Consider the following 19,885-nt stretch of genomic DNA (forward strand, 5'->3'; position numbering starts at 1 on the left):
ACGTCAGTCATTGCTCTGCTCCAGATCCACGTTCAGGCCGAGCGATTTCAGTTCCTTGATCAGGACGTTGAAGCTCTCGGGAATGCCGGCCTCGAAATCGTCCTGCTCGCGCACGATCGCTTCGTAGACCTTGGTGCGGCCGGACACGTCGTCCGACTTCACCGTCAGCATTTCCTGCAATGTATAGGCCGCGCCGTACGCCTCCAGCGCCCAGACCTCCATCTCGCCGAAGCGCTGGCCGCCGAACTGGGCCTTGCCGCCCAGGGGCTGCTGCGTCACCAGCGAGTACGGACCGATCGAACGGGCATGGATCTTGTCGTCGACCAGGTGATGCAGCTTCAGCATGTAGATGTAGCCGACCGTGGTCCGACGCTCGAACGGCTCGCCGGTGCGGCCGTCGATCAGCTGCGACTGGCCCGACTTGTTGACGCCGGCGCTTTCCAGCATCGCCTCGATATCCGGGATCGACGCGCCGTCGAACACCGGGGTCGCGATCGGCACGCCCTTGCGCAGGTTGTTGGCCAGTTCGACCAGCTGGTCGTTCGGCAGGTCGACGATGGCGTCGTCATAGACCTGGTCGCCATAGACCGTCTTCAGGCGGCCCAGCAGCTCCTGCTTCTTCTCGCCGGTGCGCTGGTAGTCGTCGACCAGTTCGCCGATGCCGCGGCCGATATTGGCGCAGGCCCAGCCCAGATGGGTTTCCAGGATCTGCCCGACATTCATGCGCGACGGCACGCCCAGCGGGTTCAGCACCAGGTCGACCGGCGTGCCGTCCTCGAGGAACGGCATGTCCTCGACCGGGACGACGCGCGAGACGACACCCTTGTTGCCGTGACGGCCGGCCATCTTGTCGCCCGGCTGCAGCTTGCGCTTCACCGCGACGAAGACCTTGACCATCTTCATCACGCCCGGCGGCAGCTCGTCACCGCGCTGCAGCTTCTCGACCTTGCTTTCGAAGCGGGCCTGGATGCGCGCCACCGCCGCGTCGAATTCGCGGCGCAGCACTTCCAGTTCCACCATCACCGGATCGGAGGCGACGGTGATGTTCCGCCACGCGCCGCGCGGATGCTCGGCCAGCACCTCCTCGGTGATCTCGGTGCCCGAACGCAGGCCCTTGAAGCCGGTGCCGGAGACCTGGCCCACCAGACGCTCGCGCAGCCGGTTGTAGAACGAGCGTTCCTGGATCGCGCGCTCGTCGTCGCGGTCCTTGGCCAGACGTTCGATCTCGGCGCGCTCGATCGCCATCGCGCGCTCGTCCTTGTCCACGCCGCGACGCGAGAAGACGCGCACATCGACGATGGTGCCGGTCGTGCCCGGGGGCAGCTTCAGCGACGTGTCGCGGACGTCGGACGCCTTTTCGCCGAAGATGGCGCGCAGCAGCTTCTCTTCCGGCGTCATCGGGCTTTCGCCCTTCGGCGTGACCTTGCCGACCAGGATGTCGCCCGGATTCACCTCGGCGCCGACATAGACGATGCCCGCCTCGTCGAGGTTGCGCAGCGCTTCCTCGCCGACATTGGGGATGTCGCGGGTGATTTCTTCCTGGCCCAGCTTGGTGTCGCGGGCCATGACCTCGAATTCCTCGATATGGATCGAGGTAAAGACGTCATCGCGGGCGATCCGCTCGGAAATCAGGATCGAATCTTCGAAGTTGTACCCGTTCCACGGCATGAACGCGACCAGCACGTTCCGGCCCAGCGCCAGTTCGCCCAGTTCGGTCGACGGACCGTCGGCGATGATGTCGCCGCCGCGCACCCGGTCGCCCACGCGGACCAGCGGACGCTGGTTGATGCAGGTAGACTGGTTCGACCGCATGTATTTGCGCAGGCGGTAGATATCGACGCCCTGGGTCGCCCCGGCCTCGTCCGTCGCGCGAACCACGATGCGCGCGCCGTCGATCTGGTCGATGATGCCGCCGCGCTTGGCCACGATGGTCGCACCCGAATCATGGGCGACCGCCGCTTCCATGCCCGTGCCGACCAGCGGCGCGTCAGAGCGGACCAGCGGCACCGCCTGGCGCTGCATGTTCGAGCCCATCAGCGCGCGGTTGGCGTCGTCGTTTTCCAGGAACGGGATCAGCGCCGCGGCGACCGAGACGAGCTGCTTGGGCGAGACGTCGCAGGCCGTCACTTCCTCGGGCTTCACCAGGCGGAAGTCGCCGCCACGGCGGACCGAGACCAGTTCGTCCGTCAGCTTGCCGTGGCTGTCCTGCTTCGCGTCCGCCTGGGCGACGATCAGCTTTTCCTCTTCCATGGCGGAGAGGTATTTCCAGCCGTCCTGCAGCACGCCCTCGCGCACCAGGCGGTACGGCGTTTCGATGAAGCCGTACTTGTTCACCTTGGCGTAGGTCGCCAGCGAGTTGATCAGGCCGATATTCGGGCCTTCCGGCGTTTCGATCGGGCAGATGCGGCCGTAATGGGTCGGATGGACGTCACGCACCTCGAAGCCCGCGCGCTCGCGCGTCAGGCCGCCCGGCCCGAGGGCCGAGAGGCGACGCTTGTGCGTGACTTCGGACAGCGGGTTGGTCTGGTCCATGAACTGGCTGAGCTGCGACGAACCGAAGAATTCGCGCACCGCCGCCGCCGCCGGCTTGGCGTTGATCAGGTCGTGCGGCATCACGGTGTCGATATCGACCGAGCCCATGCGCTCGCGGATCGCGCGTTCCATGCGCAGCAGGCCGACGCGATACTGGTTTTCCATCAGCTCGCCGACCGAGCGGACGCGACGGTTGCCCAGGTTGTCGATGTCGTCGATCGCGCCGCGGCCGTCCTTCAGCTCGCACATGATCTTGACGGTGCGCAGGATGTCTTCCTTGCGCAGCACGCGGATCGTGTCCGGGGCGTCCAGGCCCAGGCGCATGTTCATCTTCACCCGGCCGACCGCCGACAGGTCATAGCGGTCCGCATCGAAGAACAGGCCGGAGAACATGGCTTCGGCGGTCTCGGGGGTCGGCGGCTCGCCAGGGCGCATGACGCGATAGATGTCGGTCAGCGCGTCCTCGCGCGACGTGTTCTTGTCCACCGTCAGCGTGTTGCGGATCCACGGACCGTTCGACGCATCGACGGCCAGCGTCGGCAACTGGTCCACACCCGCTTCTTCCAGCGCCTCCAGACGGGCCTCGGTCAGTTCCTCGCCGGCTTCGGCATAGATCTCGCCGGTTTCCATGTTGACCAGGTCATGGGCGACGTAGCGGCCGATCAGGCCGGCGGGACCGACCAGGACTTCCTTGGTCGTCTCGGCGATCTTGCGCACCATGCGGGCCGTCAGCTTGGCGTCGGCCTCGGCCACCACCTCGCCGCTCTGGGCGTCCACCAGCGGTTCCAGCAGCTTCAGGCCACGGAACGACTCGGCGTCGAACGGACGCGCCCAGCCCTTCGGGCCCTTCGTGAAGACGACCTGATTGTAGAAATAGCCCAGGATTTCGTCGGCATCCATGCCGCGGATTTCCAGCGCGTCGACGTCCCCGCCCTCGGCCACCTTGGCGGCGCGGGCGGCGGCGGAGGAAGCACCCTCCAGCGCGTAGAGCAGCGTGGTGACCGGCAGCTTCCGCTTGCGGTCGATGCGGACGTAGATCAGGTCCTTGCTGTCGAATTCGAAGTCCAGCCACGACCCGCGATAGGGGATGACGCGCGCGGCGAACAGGAACTTGCCCGAGGAATGGGTCTTGCCCTTGTCGTGATCGAAGAAGACGCCGGGGCTACGGTGCATCTGGCTGACGATGACGCGCTCGGTCCCGTTGATGATGAACGTGCCGTTGTCGGTCATCAGCGGCATGTCGCCCATATAGACGGGCTGTTCCTTGATGTCGCGGATCGAGCGCGAGCCGGTATCCTCGTCCACGTCCCAGACGATCAGGCGCAGTACGACCTTCAGCGGCGCCGCGAAGGTCAGGCCGCGCTGGATGCATTCCTCGACGTCGTATTTCGGTTCCTCGAGTTCGTAATTGACGAATTCGAGGCGGCCCCGGCCGGCGAAATCATTGATCGGGAAGACCGAACGGAACACTTCCTGCAGGCCGGTCTGCGTCCGGCTGTCGGGTGACACGTTCATCTGCAGGAACGCCTCGTAGCTGGCGCGCTGCACGTCGATCAGATTGGGCATCGGAGCGATTTCGGGTATCCGCCCGAAGCTCTTGCGGATGCGCTTGCGTCCCGTGAACGATTTGGTCATCGCGTTCATCGTCTATCCTGCCCCCATCCCCCACGACCCGGACCTTCCGCGCGCGCCATGCGACCTGGATCGCGGCACATGGAAGCGGGTCATCACAAACCATCTTGTCTCTGGCCACCGGACCTGCCGGCGCCCACCCGTCCCGCAGGACGGGCCTTCTACCGCCAAAGGCGCCCGAGACCTTGCGGTCAGGGCGCCAGAACGGCCAAGGGGGCGGGAACCTTCAGGATTCCCGCCCTCGCCTGGTGTTAAGCAGGAGACGGCGGCCCGAAGGCCACCGGCAACCCGTAGATTACTTCACTTCGACGGACGCGCCGTTGTCTTCAAGAAGCTTCTTGATCTTCTCGGCCTCGTCCTTGTTGACGCCTTCCTTCACGGTCTTCGGCGCACCTTCGACCAGGTCCTTGGCTTCCTTCAGGCCCAGGCCGGTGATGCCGCGGATTTCCTTGATGACGTTGATCTTCTTGTCACCGGCCTTCGCGAGGACAACGGTGAATTCGGTCTGCTCTTCGGCCGGGGCAGCGGCGGCGCCAGCGGCCGGAGCGGCAGCAACGGCAACCGGAGCGGCGGCGGAAACGCCCCACTTCTCTTCGAGCAGCTTGGAGAGCTCGGCGGCCTCGAGAACGGTGAGGGCGGACAGCTCGTCAACGAGTTTGGTCAGATCGGCCATGATTTGGTCTTCCTAATTTATACACTGATTGGCGCAACACAATCCCGATTTCACGAGACTGTGCGAATTTTATCGCCCCGCGCATGCGGGGCGCATATGGCTCAGGCAGCCTCGTCCTTTTTGGCGTAGGCCCCGAAAACCCGCGCAAGCTGTCCTGCCGGCGCCTGGAGCACACCCGCGATGCGCGTGGCCGGCGTGGAGATGAGCCCCACCAGCTGCGCCCGGAGCGTATCCAGGGACGGAAGTTCGGCCAGCGCCTTGACCCCATCGACATTCAATGTCTGGGTGCCGAGCGCTCCACCGAGCAGAACAAGCTTTTCGTTGGTCTTGGCGAACTCGACAAGCACCTTGGCCACGGCCACAGGATCAGCCGACCACGACAATGCGGTCGGCCCCTTCAGCAGCGGCGAAATGCCTTCGAATCGGGTCCCTGCCAGGGCGAGGTTGGCCAGCCGGTTCTTCGCGACCTTGTAAGTCGCTCCAGCCGCACGCACGCGCTGCCGCAGGATCGTCGCATCGGCAACCGTCAGCCCGTCATTGCGGGTGACGACGACCATGGACGTCTCGGCGAACACGGCCGCGAGGGAGGCAACAAACTCCCGCTTCTCCGTACGGTCCAATTCCCGTCTCCGTCGTGACCTGCCGGGCATGGCCTGGCAGGCCGGGTTTACCCAAGGAGAGCCGCGCCCGATGGCCGCGCCCTCCGGTTCGCCTGTCCTGTGAACAACGGAACAACCAGTGCGGGCGGCATGGCCGCCCGAATCCGGCAATCCCCGTCTTCCGGGTGCGGACCCGAAGGTCCATCAAGGCTCGCGCCACATCCGGTCATGGACAGGTTCGGAAGATCATAGCGCGTGTCCCGGATGGGAAACGCGCCCTGCCTCCTGTCCGCAGCACCCGTGCGGATGCCGCGTCATCTGTGCGCGATCAGCCCGCCGAGAAGGCGGACACGTCGACGCGAATACCCGGGCCCATCGTCGAGGACAGGGCGGCCTTGCGCAGGTAGGTGCCCTTGGCACCCGTCGGCTTGGCCTTCTGCACCGCATCGACGAACGCGCGGATGTTCTCGGCCAGCTTGTCGCCCTCGAAGGACGCCTTGCCGATGCCGGCATGGATGATACCGGCCTTTTCGGCGCGGTACTCGACCTGACCGGACTTGGCCGCCGTGACGGCGCCCTTGACGTCCATAGTCACGGTGCCGAGCTTGGGGTTCGGCATCAGGCCGCGCGGGCCCAGGATCTTGCCCAGGCGGCCGACCAGGGCCATCATGTCCGGCGTCGCGATGCAGCGGTCGAACGCGATCTCGCCGGCCTGCACCTTCTCGGCCAGGTCCTCGGCGCCGACCACGTCGGCACCGGCGGCCAGGGCTTCCTCGGCCTTCGCGCCACGGGCGAACACACCCACGCGCAGGGTCTTGCCCGTGCCGTTCGGCAGCGAGAGCAGGCCACGGACCATCTGGTCGGCGTGACGCGGGTCGATGCCCAGGTTCAGCGAGATCTCGATCGTCTCATCGAACTTGGCGGTCGCCACCTGCTTCACCAGGGCGATCGCCTCGTCCAGGCCATAGGCCTTGTTACGATCCACAGTGGCCTGGGCGGCCGTCAGACGCTTGTTCTTCGCCATGGGATCAGCCCTCCACCACCGTAAGGCCCATCGAACGGGCGGAACCGATCAGCATGCGCACGGCCCCGTCCACGTCGTTGGCATTCATGTCCTGCTTCTTCTGCTCGGCGATCTCGCGGAGCTGCGCCATCGTCACGCTGCCGACCGCAGCGGCCTTGCCCACCGTCGAGCTGCCCTTCTTGATGTTGGCGGCCTTCATGAGGAAGTAGGTGTTCGGCGGGGTCTTCGTGATGAAGGTGAACGTGCGGTCGGCGAACGCGGTGATGACCACCGGGATCGGCATGCCGGGTTCGAGACCCTGCGTCTTGGCGTTGAACTCCTTGCAGAACTGCATGATGTTCAGGCCGCGCTGACCCAGCGCCGGGCCGACCGGCGGGGACGGATTCGCCTTGCCGGCGGGAATTTGCAACTTGATGTAGCCAACGATTTTCTTGGCCATATCCGGGGCTCCTGACTGTTTCACCCGGACCGCGGTTCGTGCGGCCGCCCGCCGCGCGAGGCGGCGTGCGGTCTCCCGCGTTCCGTAAGAGGCGGGTCCCTAACCCTATTTGAGCGGTTCTGTCAACCCGGCCCCTTGCAGGCCGGGACCACGCAGGTCGGGGCCCGTCAGGTTCAGCAGGTCCGGACTGGTCCCCACGGCGACGCCGCCGGCTTCCTTGGGCACATGCAGGCCTTCATATTGCAGCAAACCGAACGGCCGGATCGCCTTGGTATCGAGCAACTGGGCGCGCGACCAGCCGCCGCCTAGGGCGCGGATCAGCGCCACCGTGGCCTGATGGCGCCGCGTTTCCACCTGGACCTCGGCAATGCGGGCGGTCACGTGCCGCTCGTGGTAGACGACGCCGAAGCGTTCTTCGATCACGCGTTGCAGATCGACACGGCGCCATCGCACCACGCCATCGCGCTGCCGATCCGGACCTGCCTCGACCAACGCCTTCAATTCGACCTGCTGTGCGGCGTTCAGCCGGCAGGCCGGCTCGCGCAGCCATCTTCCTCCTGATTCAATGCTTGGGCGGGACAGGATTGCTTCCGAGGTCCGTCGCACCAGCCACCGGATCCACACTGATCCCTGCAAGCGGTTTCGACCTGTCCAACTCGTTATATTGCAGAGGCGAAAAAGGCATGATGGAACTGTCTGATGCAGGCAGTTCGCCTGTAGACCATCCGCCACCATATGCCCGGACCAACTGAACCTCGGCATCAGACTGTCGCGCCTGCACCTGCACGAGGATTATGCGCGCTTCCAATGCGGCCTGCTGTGCGACAACAACATCCAGGTAATTGGTCAGCCCGCCTGTATAAAGCGCCATGGACATCCGCTGCGTTCTCAGGGCTGCATTGACGGCTTCCGACGCCTGAGTGGTTTCTGTACGAAGACGGCTGGTCAGCGTCAGATTATCCTCGACCTCACGAAACGCGCCCAGCACCGTCGAACGATATTTATCTTCCGACTGGCGGTACTGCGACCAGGTGCGCTGCAATTCAGCCCGGCGAAGACCCGCCGTAAATATCGGCAAAACGGCTTGTGCACCAAACTGGTACATGGAATTCGACAGTGACGCGAGGTCGAACCCATGGTCCATAAAACCGGTCATGGCATTGAAGGTCACATGCGGATAGAATGCAGCCCTTGAAACGCCGATCGCCCGGTTTGCCTGCGCCATAGACCGTTCAGCAGATGCGATATCCGGGCGCCGCTGAAGAAGTTCCGATGGCAGTACAACCGGAAGTTGCACGGGGGCGAACGGGTAACTGTCGACCGGCGCGATGTGAAAAGAGGCCGGCGCCTTGTTAACCAGCACGGCGATCGCGTGTTCGAGCACATCCCGCGCAGCCCGCACATCGGTTTCCCGGGCCTGCGTGGCATAGAACTGGGTTTGGGCACGCGCAACGTCCATGCCAGGCGATATCGCGCCAGCAAGCCGGAGCTGGGTGATGGAGACTGCCTGCTGATAGTACGCAATCGAATCACGGTACACCGCGTCCTGCGCATCGAAGCCGCGAAGAGCGATATAATCGCTGGCAACCTCACTTTGAATGCTCAGGCGGGCCAGTGCGTAGTCCGCGGCGAGTTGCTGGGTCGCCTCCTTCGCCATTCTGGTCTTATTTCTGATCGACGACCAAAAATCCGGCTCCCATGTTGCCGACCCGTAATATTGTTCGGAAGACATATACAGAGGAGTGGTCGAACCTTCGGCGCGCCATAATCTATGCGCCGAACTTTTCTCTTTTTCTCCGCCAGCCCCGCCGCTGATCTGGGGAAACAGTTGCGAACGTGCCTGCATGGCGATATCGCGAGCCTGCATGAACGCTTCCGCTTCGGCCTGCAGATCCGGATTAAGCCGCGCGACCTGATCTTCCAAAGCGTTCAACTGCGGATCATTGAATACAGTCCACCAGTCTTTCCTCGGAGCCGCCTCGTCGGGACGACCGAAACGGAAGACTCCGCTGCCCTCCCAATTATCTGGATAGGCAAGCTTCACAGGATGATAGGTCGGTGCAAGATCGCAACCGCCCAGAAACACCACACCCGCCAACGCAGTCCAATTCGCAAATCTACGCCATGTACTCCGCAAAGCACACGAAGACACTGATACCCTGTTCATTTCCGATCCTCTGATGGAGCAGAACCCTCTTCGGGCATGGCACGTGCGTTGTCATTCGTGCCCTCGGCATGTGGTTGAGGCTGCACATTATACCCCAGCGTCGGGGGCACGATTCTAACCTTCTGCCCCTCCAGCAACCCTGCCGACGGATTGTCGATAATACGCTCGCCTTTATGCACGCCTGAAAGTACTTCAACCGCGTTCCCGAGATTATTCCCGACCGTCACCGAAACAAGATGGGCATAACCGCCGCTGTCCACGGTCGCAACCTGCGTTCCCTGCGCACGGAAAATCAGCGCGGATTCGGGAATAATCGCCAGGTCAGGATTCCCCGGTGCCTGCATGAACGCCGACGCGTACGAATTCGGCCACAGCAGCCGATCAGGATTATCAACCGTAAGCTCGGTCGTAACCGTGCGGGTCGACGCATTAAACGCCGCCGCCGTTGTCAGATATTTTGCCGTAAACTTCCTGCCCGGGAACTGCGGCACAGACAGACTAACCTTCAACTTCGGAGAAATCACACTAGCGTAATCTTGCGGCACGCTGACAAAAACACGCATGGCATGAACATCTGCCACACTGAACAGTTCAGCCGCCCCGCCCTGCGCCGTGACGTCGCCACGGCCCGCGTTGACATACGCACCAACGTTGACAAAGCGGTTCGTCACAATCCCGTCAAACGGGGCGACAATTTTCTTGAACCCTTCCAGCGCTTCGTATCGGTCGACGGCATGCCTGGCCGCATCTACCCGCGCTTCCTGAGCCGCCGCGTTGGCCACCTGAACACTGACCTCCTGCTGTGCGACAGCTTGCGTTCCTTGCAGGGCTTTCCAACGATCCGCCGTGATCACCGCGAGTTTGTATTTGGCCAACTCTACATTCAAGTTGGCCTGGGCCGCATGGTATTCCGCGTCGAGAGACGGCGTGTTGATCTCAGCCAGGACATCGCCCTGCTTCACCACCGCTCCAAAATCCGTATACCACATTTTGACGTAACCAGAGACCTGAGCGTAAATCGGCGCCTCATACCAGGCCTCGATATTCGCAGGGAGCGTGAGGTCACGCGTCGCCGGACCAGGCAAAACATCGGTCATCTGCACGTCGGGTATGGACGCCTCGGTCGTCTGGCCCTGAAGATGCACGTAATGCAGGCGACGCTGAACGATGCCGACAGCGGCAAGAACGACGGCCACACAGGCAACCAGCCAGAGCACCTTGCGCGACCCGCGTCCATCCGAACCCGAAGGGCTCAACCTCTTATCGGCACTCATTTTGCGTCTCCTTCAACGGGGGAATGGCTGCTGCCACCTTTGGAATGGATCAGAGCGAACACACACGGGACAAAAATCAGGGTTGCCAAAGTTGCAACCAGCAACCCACCCATGACGGCTCGGCCCAGCGGCGCATTCTGCGAATTACTTAGAGACATGGGCAACATACCAATAATCATTGCCGAAGCCGTCATCAAAACGGGACGAATGCGCTCATAACCCGCTTCTATTGCAGCGCGTATTGCATCCCCGTGCTCATCCATCCGTTCACGCGCGAATGACACAACAAGGATAGAGTTCGCCGTCGCTGTACCCATGCACATAATAGCCCCCGTCAACGCAGGAACCGACAACGCCGTGTGGGTAAGAAAGAGGCTCCATGCAATCCCGGCGAGAGCCCCAGGAAGTGCAGTAATGATGATGAATGGATCAACCCACGATTGAAAGTTGACCACAATCAACAGGTAAACAAGCGTAACGGACAGAAGAAGACCACCAATCAATTCGATATAGGCGCTTCCCATAGTAGTCGCCTGACCACGAATGACGACACTGGACCCCTTGGGAAGATCCTTCTTGGCGTCCTCGACAACACGAGCCACTTCTCGCGATACGGTCCCAAGATCCAGGCCTTCATTCATGCCGTAAATATCGAATACCGGCATGATATTGTAGTGCGACACTTCCCCCGGAGTACCCGTCTGCACGATCTGGCTTAAGGCACCCAGAAGCTGCGGGTTATCGCCATTGGGGTTTCCGTCCCCCTTGTCGATTGGCAGGGTTTCAAGGTCATTGAAGTGCTGCAGGAATGCTGCGGGCGCCTGGATATCGACAAGATGCGACACGCCTGACTGGACATCCAACCAGTAAACCTGACCAACCTGGGAACTGCCGGAAAGCGTCACGAGCGCATTGTTCGCAACATCAGATTCGGTCAACCCGGTACCAGATGCGAATGTTCTATGGGTATTCACCCGCAAGGTCGGCGTAGTCATCGGTTGCTGAACCATGACATCGGCCAGGCCCGGAATATGTCGCATACGTTGTGCCAGAATGTTGGCGAACCGGAAATTATCGGTCAGGTTTCTCCCGACGATCTGAACATCGATCGGTGCAGGCAGTCCGAAGTTGAGGATTTTAGCCGTCAGATCTCCAGGCATGAACGAGATGACCGTTCCGGGGAACTTCTTATTGAGTGCCTTGCGAATCTTCTGTCGGTATTCCGCCACAGGCGAATTTTCATTTTTCAGGCTGACAGTCAGGTCACAATCCTGAGGCCCGACTGTCGGCGTCGGAATGAAGGCCTGGTTCAGCGCGGAAAATGGCAGGCCACAGTTATCAACAACGTCTTCGACCTGACCAGGCAGTACGCGCTTGATTTCCTCATTCACCAACTGGGAAATTTTCCCCGCCTCTTCCAGACGGGTACCCAGAGGGGCCCTCATATGAAGAGCGATAGTGTCTGAATTGATTTCCGGAAAAAAATCCTCACCGACCGTGAAATAAAGCCCCGTGGAAATCACACACACAAAAACAAATCCGGGGACAAAAACTCGGCGGGAATCGATCAGTCCGACCAGCAGAATCTTATACCGCTCGCGAAATCGGGTGAACCCAGCTTCGAAGCCACGCTGAAACCGACCAAAGACATTTTTAGGCTCTACCGGTCCATGCGCGTGGGCCGCCACCTGAGCCGCCAGAATATATTTTGCCATCGTCGGCACGAGCGTGCGCGACAGGATGAACGAGGCCATCATGGCGAACACGATTGCTTCGGCCATCGGCATAAACAGCCAGCCCGCCACGCCCGTAAGCTGGAACAGGGGCATCCAGACGATACAGATACACAGGGTCGAAACGAAGGTCGGAATGACAATCTGATTCGCCGCGTCGATAATTGCGGTTTCCAGATCTTTTCCCATTTCAAGATGCGCATCGATATTCTCGATCATAACGGTCGCATCGTCGACGAGAATACCAACGGCCAGCGCAAGGCCACCCAGGGTCATCGCATTGATGGTCTGCCCAGCCCACCCCAGACCAATAATCGAACACAGCATCGACAGGGGAATGGACGTGGCGATAATGACCGTCGACCGCCACGACCCCAGGAAGAGAAGCACAACAAGACCGGTCAGACATGCCGCAGTGAACATTTCCTGCAACACATCCCGGATGGAGTCTTTAACAAATCCGGAAGCATCCGTCAGAACACTGACTTTAACGTCCGCCGGAACAGTCTTCATGATCGAGGGCAACAGCGCCTTGACGCCACTGACAACGGCAAGCGTCGACGCATCGCCACTTTTCATAATAACGATCAGAACGCCTTGATGTCCTTTGACCAGGACAAGGTTTGTCTGCGGAGGGCCGCCTCTGTGAACCCACGCGACGTCACGAAGCCTGACGACGGCATTCCCAACCTGCTTGATGGGAATGTCATTCAGGTCTTCCATGTCCCTTGGCGATGCATTCGTCTGCACCATCCAGTCAATGGCACCGATACGCTGATCACCGGCAGGCAGAACGATGTTCTGACGATTCAAGGCGACGGAAACGTCAACGGGCGACAGCTTGTGCGCAAGCAGCTTGGTCGGATCCAGATCCACCATCACATTGCTTGGCAAGCCGCCGTACGGATTGGGAATAGCCGTACCCGCGACCGAAACCAATGCAGGCCTGATGAGGTTGGATGCCATGTTATAGACGTCGGAAGGCGACATCTTGGTAGACGACACCTGAAGCGTCAAAACCGGGACCGACGATGCATTATATGTCAAAATCAATGGCGGCGTGGAGCCGGTAGGCATCTGTTTGATGACGGTCTGAGAGACAGATGTGATCTGGGTCTGCGCAACGGACGTGTCGGTACCGGGCTGGAAGAATACCTTCACAACACCACGACCGTAATATGATCCACTCTCGATGTGTTCAATATTATTAACCGTCGCCGTCAGCGATCGTTCATAATAATAAACAACACGTCCGGACATATCTTCCGGCATAAGCCCCGTATATGTCCACACGATGGCCACAACCGGGATTTTTATACTCGGGAAAATATCGGTCGGTGTATTAAGGATTCCCTTAACACCAAAAACGACAATCAAAATCGAAAGAACGACGAAGGTGTACGGCCGCTTAAGCGCGGTGACGACAATTGAATTCATACGACGCTCACCTTCTGCCCGTTCCTATACATAAGCATGCCTTTGTCCAGTCGATACGAACGAGCCAGCCACTCGGTTCGCGCACCCCTTCGAAAGCCATCACACCTGTCCTTTTTAATCCCGGACAGCGATACAGCTTGGCCGAAAGTTATTAAATGAAATTTCCGTTTAGCGGCTTAATCGAGCCCCATGCGAAGTAGAAGCCTGATGAAAAACAAGCTTAAAAACTGTTCCCGGATTTAATGAAACAGATGATGCTGCATGTATTGATAATTCAGCCCCATGAAGATGGGCAATTGCCGAGACAAGACTAAGCCCCAAACCGATTCCAGGAACATGGCGGCTCTTATCGGACCTATAAAATCTGCCAAGAACAGATGAACGCTCCGTTTTCGCAATCCCAATTCCCGTGTCTTTTACTTTTATATTAACATAAGGCCACGATTCTTCCATAATGACAGTAATAATCCCACCATCAGGCGTAAATTTAATCGCATTATCCATAAGATTCGCAAGCAACTCGATCAACAGATGCCTGTCCCCATGGATCATAATGGCCTCGTCAGGCACCAATGCGGTTATCGCTATGGATTTTGTTTCCGCCATGGGCTCGTAGAGGTCCACGGCATCGGTGACCAATTCCCCGAGATTCACGGTCGTAAAGCCGGCCCGCCGCTGGCCATTCTCGATCTCGGCCAGACGCAACAGAGCCGTGATGACTAAAAACGACTGGTCCAGGTCATCGATCGCGCGCGCGATGACGTCCTTCAGGGCAAGCGCATCGACCTGCCCGCTCAAGGCACGGTCAAGGCGTGCCCGAACACGCGCCAGCGGCGTTCTCAGGTCATGGGCTATGTCATTGCCGACATCCCTGATTTCTACCATCAGGTGTTCCAGCCGATCCAGCATGCGGTTCACGCTGCCGGCCAGGCGCTGCATCTCGTCCCGCTCGCGTCCCGAGGGCAGGCGTTCATGCAGGTCGCCCTCCATGATCCGGTCGATCGCCTCGTGCATCTGGGTCACGCGGGCCAGGGCACGGTGACTGAGCACGATCCCCATCATCAGCGCGAACAGCACCGTCGGCACGATCGACACCAGCAGCGAATGCCGCATCGTCAGCCGCAGTTCGTCCAGCATGTGCAGCCCGCGCGCCAGAACCAGCACCCGGTCGCCCGCTACAGGAACGGCCAGGATGCGCAGGACATAGGGCGCATCCTCGGCCGGCTGGACGGTCAGTTCATGCACATGGCCGTCGGCCGCCAGCCCGGCGGGCCAGGTGCGCAGGTCGCCCGCGATGGAGTGATGATCGGCGTCGAACAGCGCGGCCTGGTTGATCACGACGCGCAGATCGTCGGTCGCCCGTTCGCGGATCTTGTGCTCCAGGTCCTGCGGCGTCTCGCGGCGCAGCAGGTCGGCCTCGCGGTGCAGCAGGGCGTCGGATCGGCGGAACTCGAAGGCCTTGGTCTGGCTGTATCCCAGCGAGAACTGCAGCGCCGCCGTGCCGATCATGGCCGCCACCACCGCCAGGGTCAGGCGGAAGGTGGCGGTCCGGAGTAATTCAGCAAACGACACCTGTACAAGCCTCCCCGAGCGTCACTCCGGGACACGTAGCATGAAACCGGTGCCCCGAATGCTCTGGATCAGCGGTTGCGCACCGGGATCGTCGATCTTGCGGCGCAGCTTGCCGATATGCACGTCCACCAGGTTGGTCTGCGGAATGAAGCGGTAATTCCAGACGTCTTCCAGCAGCATGGTGCGGGTCAGCACCTGGTTCGGGCGGCGCATCAGGTATTCCAGCAGGCGGAATTCGCGCGGCAGCAGGTCGATCGGCTCGCCGTCGCGGGTCACGGTGCGCTCGATCAGGTCCATGCTCAGCGGGCCCACATGCAGCATGGTCTCGCGCGTGTTGTTGGGGCGGCGCATCAGCGCCTCGATCCGGGCGGCCAGTTCCTCCATCGCGAAGGGCTTGGTCAGGTAATCGTCCCCCCCCGCCTTCAGGCCGCTGACCCGGTCATCGACCGCCGACAGCGCGGACAGCACCAGTACCGGGGTGGACACCTGCCGGCCGCGCAGGCTCTCGATCAGCGTCAACCCGTCCATTTCGGGCAGCATGCGGTCCACGATCATCACGTCGAACAGGCCGCTGATGCCCGCTGACAGCCCATCGGGGCCGGTTTCCGCACGGCTGACGCGAAAGCCGCGGCTTTCCAGTTCCTCGGCGACTTCCTGCGCGATCTTGCCGTCATCCTCGACCAGCAGGACCCGGGGGCCGGGATCCCGTCCGGGATCGGAATCCCTTCCAGCCGTGGACGGTTCAGGTTTCGACGTCGCATTCATGGCCCGGTCAGACATGATCGCACCCCGTTTCATGCACCATTAAATTCGGTTTCACCGGTCCAGGCCGCCGCGTCATCCCCCGCGCCTTCGGGAACCAGCGACTCGACGCCGTCCAGGCCGCGCAGCTGCCGCGCCACCACCCGCGTGCGCCGCCTGGCCTCGTCGATCGAGGATGACATGGCCGAGGCGTTGCGGGCCAGGCGTTCCAGCACCCCGTCCATCTTGAGCATTTCCTGCCGGGTGGCGCCCAGCAGGCGGGCGATGCCGTCGGTCCGCTCCTCCAGCGCCAGGGTGACGTAGCCCAGGTGAATCGTCCGCAGCATGGCCGGCAGCAGGCCGGGGCCCATGACGATCACCCGGCAGGTGCGCCCGATTTCGTCCAGCAGGCCGGGGAGGCGCGCGACCTCGGCATACAGCCCGTCGGTCGGCAGGTACAGCACCGCGAATTCCACCGTCACCGGCGGGACGATATATTTGGACGCGATCTTGCGCGCCTCGATCCGCAGGGTGGTTTCCAGCGCGCGGCGGGCGGCGCGCTCGGCCTCGGCGTCCACGCGGTTCACCGCGTCCAGCAGCCGTTCATAGGCCTCGGTCGGGAATTTGGAATCGATCGCCAGCACCGGCGGCGTCGTGGCGCGGACCGGCATGCGCACGGCGAATTCCACGACCTCCGCGCTGCCTTCGCGCAGGCGGCAATTGGCCTGGTAGGCGCCGGCCGGCAGCACGTCGTCCAGGATGGCGCGCAACTGCGCCTCGCCCCAGCCGCCCCGGGTCTTGACGTTGGAAAACAGGCGCTTCAGGTCCCCGATCTGCGCCGTCATGGCCGTGACCTCGCCCATCGCCTTCTGCATCGCGGCGAACTGTTCCAGCACGCGCTGGAACGAGGTCTGCATCTGCCGTTCCACGGCCTCGTGCAGCCGTTCGTTGACGGCGGTGCGGATCGTCTCCAGTTGCCGGGCGGAGGCTTCGGCCATCTCGCGCAGTGCCTCGCCCTGGCGGACGCGCGCATCGCCCAGGTCGCGGGTGATGGACTGCGCGATCGTGGCCAGCCGGTCGGCGGTCTCGGCCCGGGACTGGTCCAGCCGCGCGGCCAGTACGCGCTCGATTTCCGCCAGCCGGGCCCGCTGGGCCTCGCTGTCGGCCGTGCGCGCGGCGGTTTCGCGTTCCAGCATGACATACAGCCGCGCCAGCAGGTCGCCCTCGCCGGCCGCCCCCGCCCCCGTGCCGCGCCGCAGCAGCAGGACGGCGAGCACCACCACCGCCCCCAGCGCCACGATGGCCAGGATGCTGCCGGGACCCAGGGCGTCGGACATTGGCCTCTCCTACTATATCTACTGCACCAGCCGCCGCAGCACGCCCGGCAGGAAGATCGAGAACGGATTGACCTTCAGCGCCGGGGCATTCATCGCCCCGCTGACGACGAAGGTCGCGGCCAGCAGGCCGCCGCCCTTTTCCGGGCTCATCAGCCGGCCGACCCCGGGCATGTGGCCGGGAATGGTGTTCACCGCGAAGGCCGGCACGATCGTGCCGCGCAGGTCCATCCGTCCGTGATCCAGGTCCAGCGGCCCTTCCAGCGTCACGCCCAGCGAGGCATTGTTGAGCACCCCGTCATGGATGTGCAGCGTGCCGTCCCGAAAGGTCAGCGGCAGGGACACGCGCTGGATCAGGAAATCCGGCCCCTTTGGCGCCTGCATCCAGCCATAGATCGAGGCGTCGTTGGCCAGCCGCACCGCCCCCGGGGCCTTGTGCAGCGTCATCGGGTCGATCGTCAGCACCCCGGCGAAGGGCGCGCTGGGCTGGCGGTCGTCGAAGACGCCCTGCAGCACCGTCCGGCCGCCTTCGAACTGCGTCGTGACATCCAGCCCCCGCAGCATCAGGCCCAGATCCTGGACGCTGGCCCACAGATGCCGCCCGTCGGACTCGGGCGTCAGGATCGCGGAGGCGGGCGACGGGCCGGCCATGGCGAAGCGCATCCGCGTCAGGCGGACGCCGTTATCCTCCAGATGCGCGTGCACGCCGGTCAGGGCGGCCTGCTTGGCATATAACAGGGTGCGGACGCTGGCATCGATCAGCCAGCTTCGCCCCGGCGGCCCATGGACGCGGCCCGACGCGGCCACGGGCAGGTGATAGCCCGCCGCCGCCCGTCCCTGCGGGACGGGGTCGGTGCCGTGATCGGCTGCCGGATCGGGCGCCAGCAGCGGCGAGAGGTCCAGCACCGGGGCGTCGATCGCCACCCGCACCGCATCGCGCGGCCCCGCGGGCACGCCGATCGTGGCGTCGCCCCGCGATCGGCCGACCCGGAACCCGCGCAGGATCAGGTTGCGCGCCGTGCCGCCCGCCACGTTCGCCCGGCCGTCGATCAGCAGGTCGGGGCCGGCGGCGTGAATGGCCTCGACCGAGGCCAGGCGCCCGTCCGCCAGCCCGATCCGCGCCGATGCCCGCGCCGCCTGGCCGCGCGCCTTGCTCCAGACCGGGATGGTCAGCGCCGCGTCGTCCAGGTCCAGGTCCAGCCGGACCTGTCCGGTCCCGTCCGCATAGCGGTCATAGCCGACATCCAGGTCGGCGGCGCCGCTGAAGCGCTGGGCGACCGCGAATCCGGCGCGCTCCGCGACCTCGGGCGTCACATGGGCGCGGAGCTGCGCCGTCTCGCGCACCCGGATGCCGGGATCGCTGCGGAAATCCATGTCGTAGCGCAGTGTGGAGGGCACGCCGCCCAGCACGCCGGTCCCCCGCAGGCCCAGCCCGTCGGTGGTGGCGTCGATGGCCAGCCGCCCGCCTTCCAGCGCGCGGCCCAGCACCACGTTGCCCAGATGGACCTGGGCCAGGTCGGCATGGCCGTCCAGATGCAGTTCGTCCACCCGGACATGGGCGTTCAGCGGCAGGACCAGGTGCAACGCGAGGTCGGCCCGGCCCGACGGATGGCTGAACGACAGCGGATGGCGCGACAGCAGGTTCAGCCGGGGTTCGGCCAGCAGCGCCAGCACGTCCCGCACGTTGCCGTGCAGCGTGGTGGAGATGTCGCCCATCTGGTCCTTCACCATCAGGCCGGTGATGCGCATGTGCCCGTCGCCGACCGCGATCCGCCCGGTGCCGGTCGCGTCGACATTGCGCCCGGTGCGGTCCACCGTCTGGACCCCGTGGGTAAAGGCGATGGACAGCGCATCCGGCCCGTCGAAGGTCAGGGTGGCGTCCACGCCCCGGATCGGCGGGATCGGTCGCAGCCAGTGCAGGTCCAGGTCCGACCCCGCGACCCCGCCGCCCAGCGTCAGCAGGCGCATCGCCCCCCAGCCCGCCGTGCTGGCCAGCCCCGCCGTGACGTGCAGGTCGTGCGCCATGCCGGCCGTGATGTTTCGCGTGACCCAGGTCCTGGCCCCCCGGGCCGCCCCGGCCGGCCAGTAGGCGCCCAGGGTCGCGAAATCCAGCAGCGGAATATCGCCGGCCAGCGTCACGCCGATCCGGCCCGGCCGCGCCAGGCTGTCGATGTCCAGCGCGCCGCTGGCCCGCAGCACCGGGCCGCCGGGACCCAGGTTATCCGGGGGCGCATCCGGGTGATCCGAGGGCAGCAGGCTGGCCTGAAGCCCGTCCAGCCGCACATGGACCGCGCCCGGCACGTCCCCGCCATCGGCCGCGGGACCGAACCGGGCCGAGAGGTCCGCCTGCGCGCCGGCCAGCACCACCACGCCCCCGCGCCCGGTGGCGATGCGCCCCGCCCCGGCCTGCACCCGCAGGGCGACGGTATCGGGGCGCGCCAGCAGGCCCAACCGGTCGGCGACCAGGCGCACCGTGCCGTCCAGCCCGACCGGCAGGGCGACACGCGCCAGCGCCGGCGCGAAGGGCGACAGCGCCTGCATCGCCACCTTCGTGCCGGATACATGCCATGACACGGCAGCGTCCGCGCGCTGTCCCTCGGCCCGCAGCATGGCATGCACGCCGGGCCCGGACAGGGTCACGCCCGCCCGGCCGACCAGCCCCCACGGTGCCGCCGAACGCGCCGCCCTGCCGCGCGGCCCGCAGGTCGGCCGCCAGGTCCTGCCCCTG

12 protein-coding genes and 1 pseudogene are annotated in these 19,885 nt (G+C 63.5%); all 13 read right to left on the reverse strand.

The window, feature by feature from the left end:
* Positions 1-3: 3 nt before the first annotated feature.
* The gene (gene rpoB / locus GDI_RS16180; RefSeq protein WP_012227978.1) at positions 4-4,176 is read right to left on the reverse strand and encodes a DNA-directed RNA polymerase subunit beta; all 4,173 of its coding nucleotides are present in this window, start codon (positions 4,174-4,176) and stop codon (positions 4-6) included.
* Between the two features lie 283 nt (positions 4,177-4,459).
* Positions 4,460-4,837 (reverse strand): 50S ribosomal protein L7/L12, encoded by a 378-nt coding sequence (gene rplL, locus GDI_RS16185; RefSeq protein WP_012227979.1) that lies wholly within the window; start codon positions 4,835-4,837, stop codon positions 4,460-4,462.
* A 101-nt stretch (positions 4,838-4,938) separates the two neighbouring features.
* A complete protein-coding gene (rplJ, locus tag GDI_RS16190; RefSeq protein WP_012554685.1) occupies positions 4,939-5,457 on the reverse strand; it encodes a 50S ribosomal protein L10 in 519 nt (172 codons plus the stop codon).
* 307 nt (positions 5,458-5,764) lie between these two features.
* Positions 5,765-6,460 carry a 50S ribosomal protein L1 gene (gene rplA, locus GDI_RS16195; RefSeq protein WP_012227981.1) on the reverse strand — a complete coding sequence of 232 codons (696 nt, stop codon included), beginning with the start codon at positions 6,458-6,460 and terminating at the stop codon, positions 5,765-5,767.
* 4 nt (positions 6,461-6,464) lie between these two features.
* Positions 6,465-6,899, reverse strand: coding sequence for a 50S ribosomal protein L11 (gene rplK / locus GDI_RS16200; RefSeq protein WP_012227982.1), 435 nt, complete (start codon positions 6,897-6,899; stop codon positions 6,465-6,467).
* Between the two features lie 375 nt (positions 6,900-7,274).
* Positions 7,275-7,436 (reverse strand): annotated as a pseudogene (locus GDI_RS19860) (winged helix-turn-helix domain-containing protein); the annotation flags it as partial.
* A 25-nt stretch (positions 7,437-7,461) separates the two neighbouring features.
* The gene (locus tag GDI_RS16210) at positions 7,462-9,066 is read right to left on the reverse strand and encodes an efflux transporter outer membrane subunit (RefSeq protein WP_012227984.1); all 1,605 of its coding nucleotides are present in this window, start codon (positions 9,064-9,066) and stop codon (positions 7,462-7,464) included.
* Positions 9,063-10,340, reverse strand: a complete 1,278-nt coding sequence (locus GDI_RS16215; protein ID WP_012227985.1) for an efflux RND transporter periplasmic adaptor subunit — start codon at positions 10,338-10,340, stop codon at positions 9,063-9,065. The genes GDI_RS16210 and GDI_RS16215 overlap by 4 nt, the downstream gene beginning before the upstream one ends.
* Entirely contained in the window at positions 10,337-13,510 is a 3,174-nt protein-coding gene (locus GDI_RS16220) for an efflux RND transporter permease subunit (RefSeq protein ID WP_012227992.1), read from the reverse strand. The genes GDI_RS16215 and GDI_RS16220 overlap by 4 nt, the downstream gene beginning before the upstream one ends.
* A 168-nt stretch (positions 13,511-13,678) precedes the next feature.
* Positions 13,679-15,082, reverse strand: coding sequence for a sensor histidine kinase (locus tag GDI_RS16225; protein ID WP_012227993.1), 1,404 nt, complete (start codon positions 15,080-15,082; stop codon positions 13,679-13,681).
* A 21-nt stretch (positions 15,083-15,103) separates the two neighbouring features.
* The gene (locus tag GDI_RS16230) at positions 15,104-15,847 is read right to left on the reverse strand and encodes a response regulator transcription factor (protein WP_041249537.1); all 744 of its coding nucleotides are present in this window, start codon (positions 15,845-15,847) and stop codon (positions 15,104-15,106) included.
* A 29-nt stretch (positions 15,848-15,876) separates the two neighbouring features.
* Positions 15,877-17,160: a DNA recombination protein RmuC gene (locus GDI_RS16235; protein WP_012227995.1), complete on the reverse strand. Its 1,284-nt coding sequence runs from the start codon at positions 17,158-17,160 to the stop codon at positions 15,877-15,879.
* Positions 17,161-17,178: 18 nt separating this feature from the next.
* Positions 17,179-19,797: a DUF3971 domain-containing protein gene (locus GDI_RS16240; protein ID WP_050935077.1), complete on the reverse strand. Its 2,619-nt coding sequence runs from the start codon at positions 19,795-19,797 to the stop codon at positions 17,179-17,181.
* Between the last annotated feature and the right edge of the window lie 88 nt (positions 19,798-19,885).

The organism is Gluconacetobacter diazotrophicus PA1 5, from assembly GCF_000067045.1.
GTDB lineage: Bacteria > Pseudomonadota > Alphaproteobacteria > Acetobacterales > Acetobacteraceae > Gluconacetobacter > Gluconacetobacter diazotrophicus.

Excerpts from the sequence above, each read along its gene's own strand:
- GDI_RS16230 (WP_041249537.1), bottom strand. The coding sequence starts at position 15,847 with ATGAATGCGACGTCGAAACCTGAACCGTCCACGGCTGGAAGGGATTCC.
- rplL (WP_012227979.1), bottom strand. The coding sequence starts at position 4,837 with ATGGCCGATCTGACCAAACTCGTTGACGAGCTGTCCGCCCTCACCGTT.
- GDI_RS16210 (WP_012227984.1), bottom strand. The coding sequence starts at position 9,066 with ATGAACAGGGTATCAGTGTCTTCGTGTGCTTTGCGGAGTACATGGCGT.
- GDI_RS16220 (WP_012227992.1), bottom strand. The coding sequence starts at position 13,510 with ATGAATTCAATTGTCGTCACCGCGCTTAAGCGGCCGTACACCTTCGTC.
- GDI_RS16235 (WP_012227995.1), bottom strand. The coding sequence starts at position 17,160 with ATGTCCGACGCCCTGGGTCCCGGCAGCATCCTGGCCATCGTGGCGCTG.
- rplK (WP_012227982.1), bottom strand. The coding sequence starts at position 6,899 with ATGGCCAAGAAAATCGTTGGCTACATCAAGTTGCAAATTCCCGCCGGC.
- rplA (WP_012227981.1), bottom strand. The coding sequence starts at position 6,460 with ATGGCGAAGAACAAGCGTCTGACGGCCGCCCAGGCCACTGTGGATCGT.
- GDI_RS16215 (WP_012227985.1), bottom strand. The coding sequence starts at position 10,340 with ATGAGTGCCGATAAGAGGTTGAGCCCTTCGGGTTCGGATGGACGCGGG.
- rpoB (WP_012227978.1), bottom strand. The coding sequence starts at position 4,176 with ATGAACGCGATGACCAAATCGTTCACGGGACGCAAGCGCATCCGCAAG.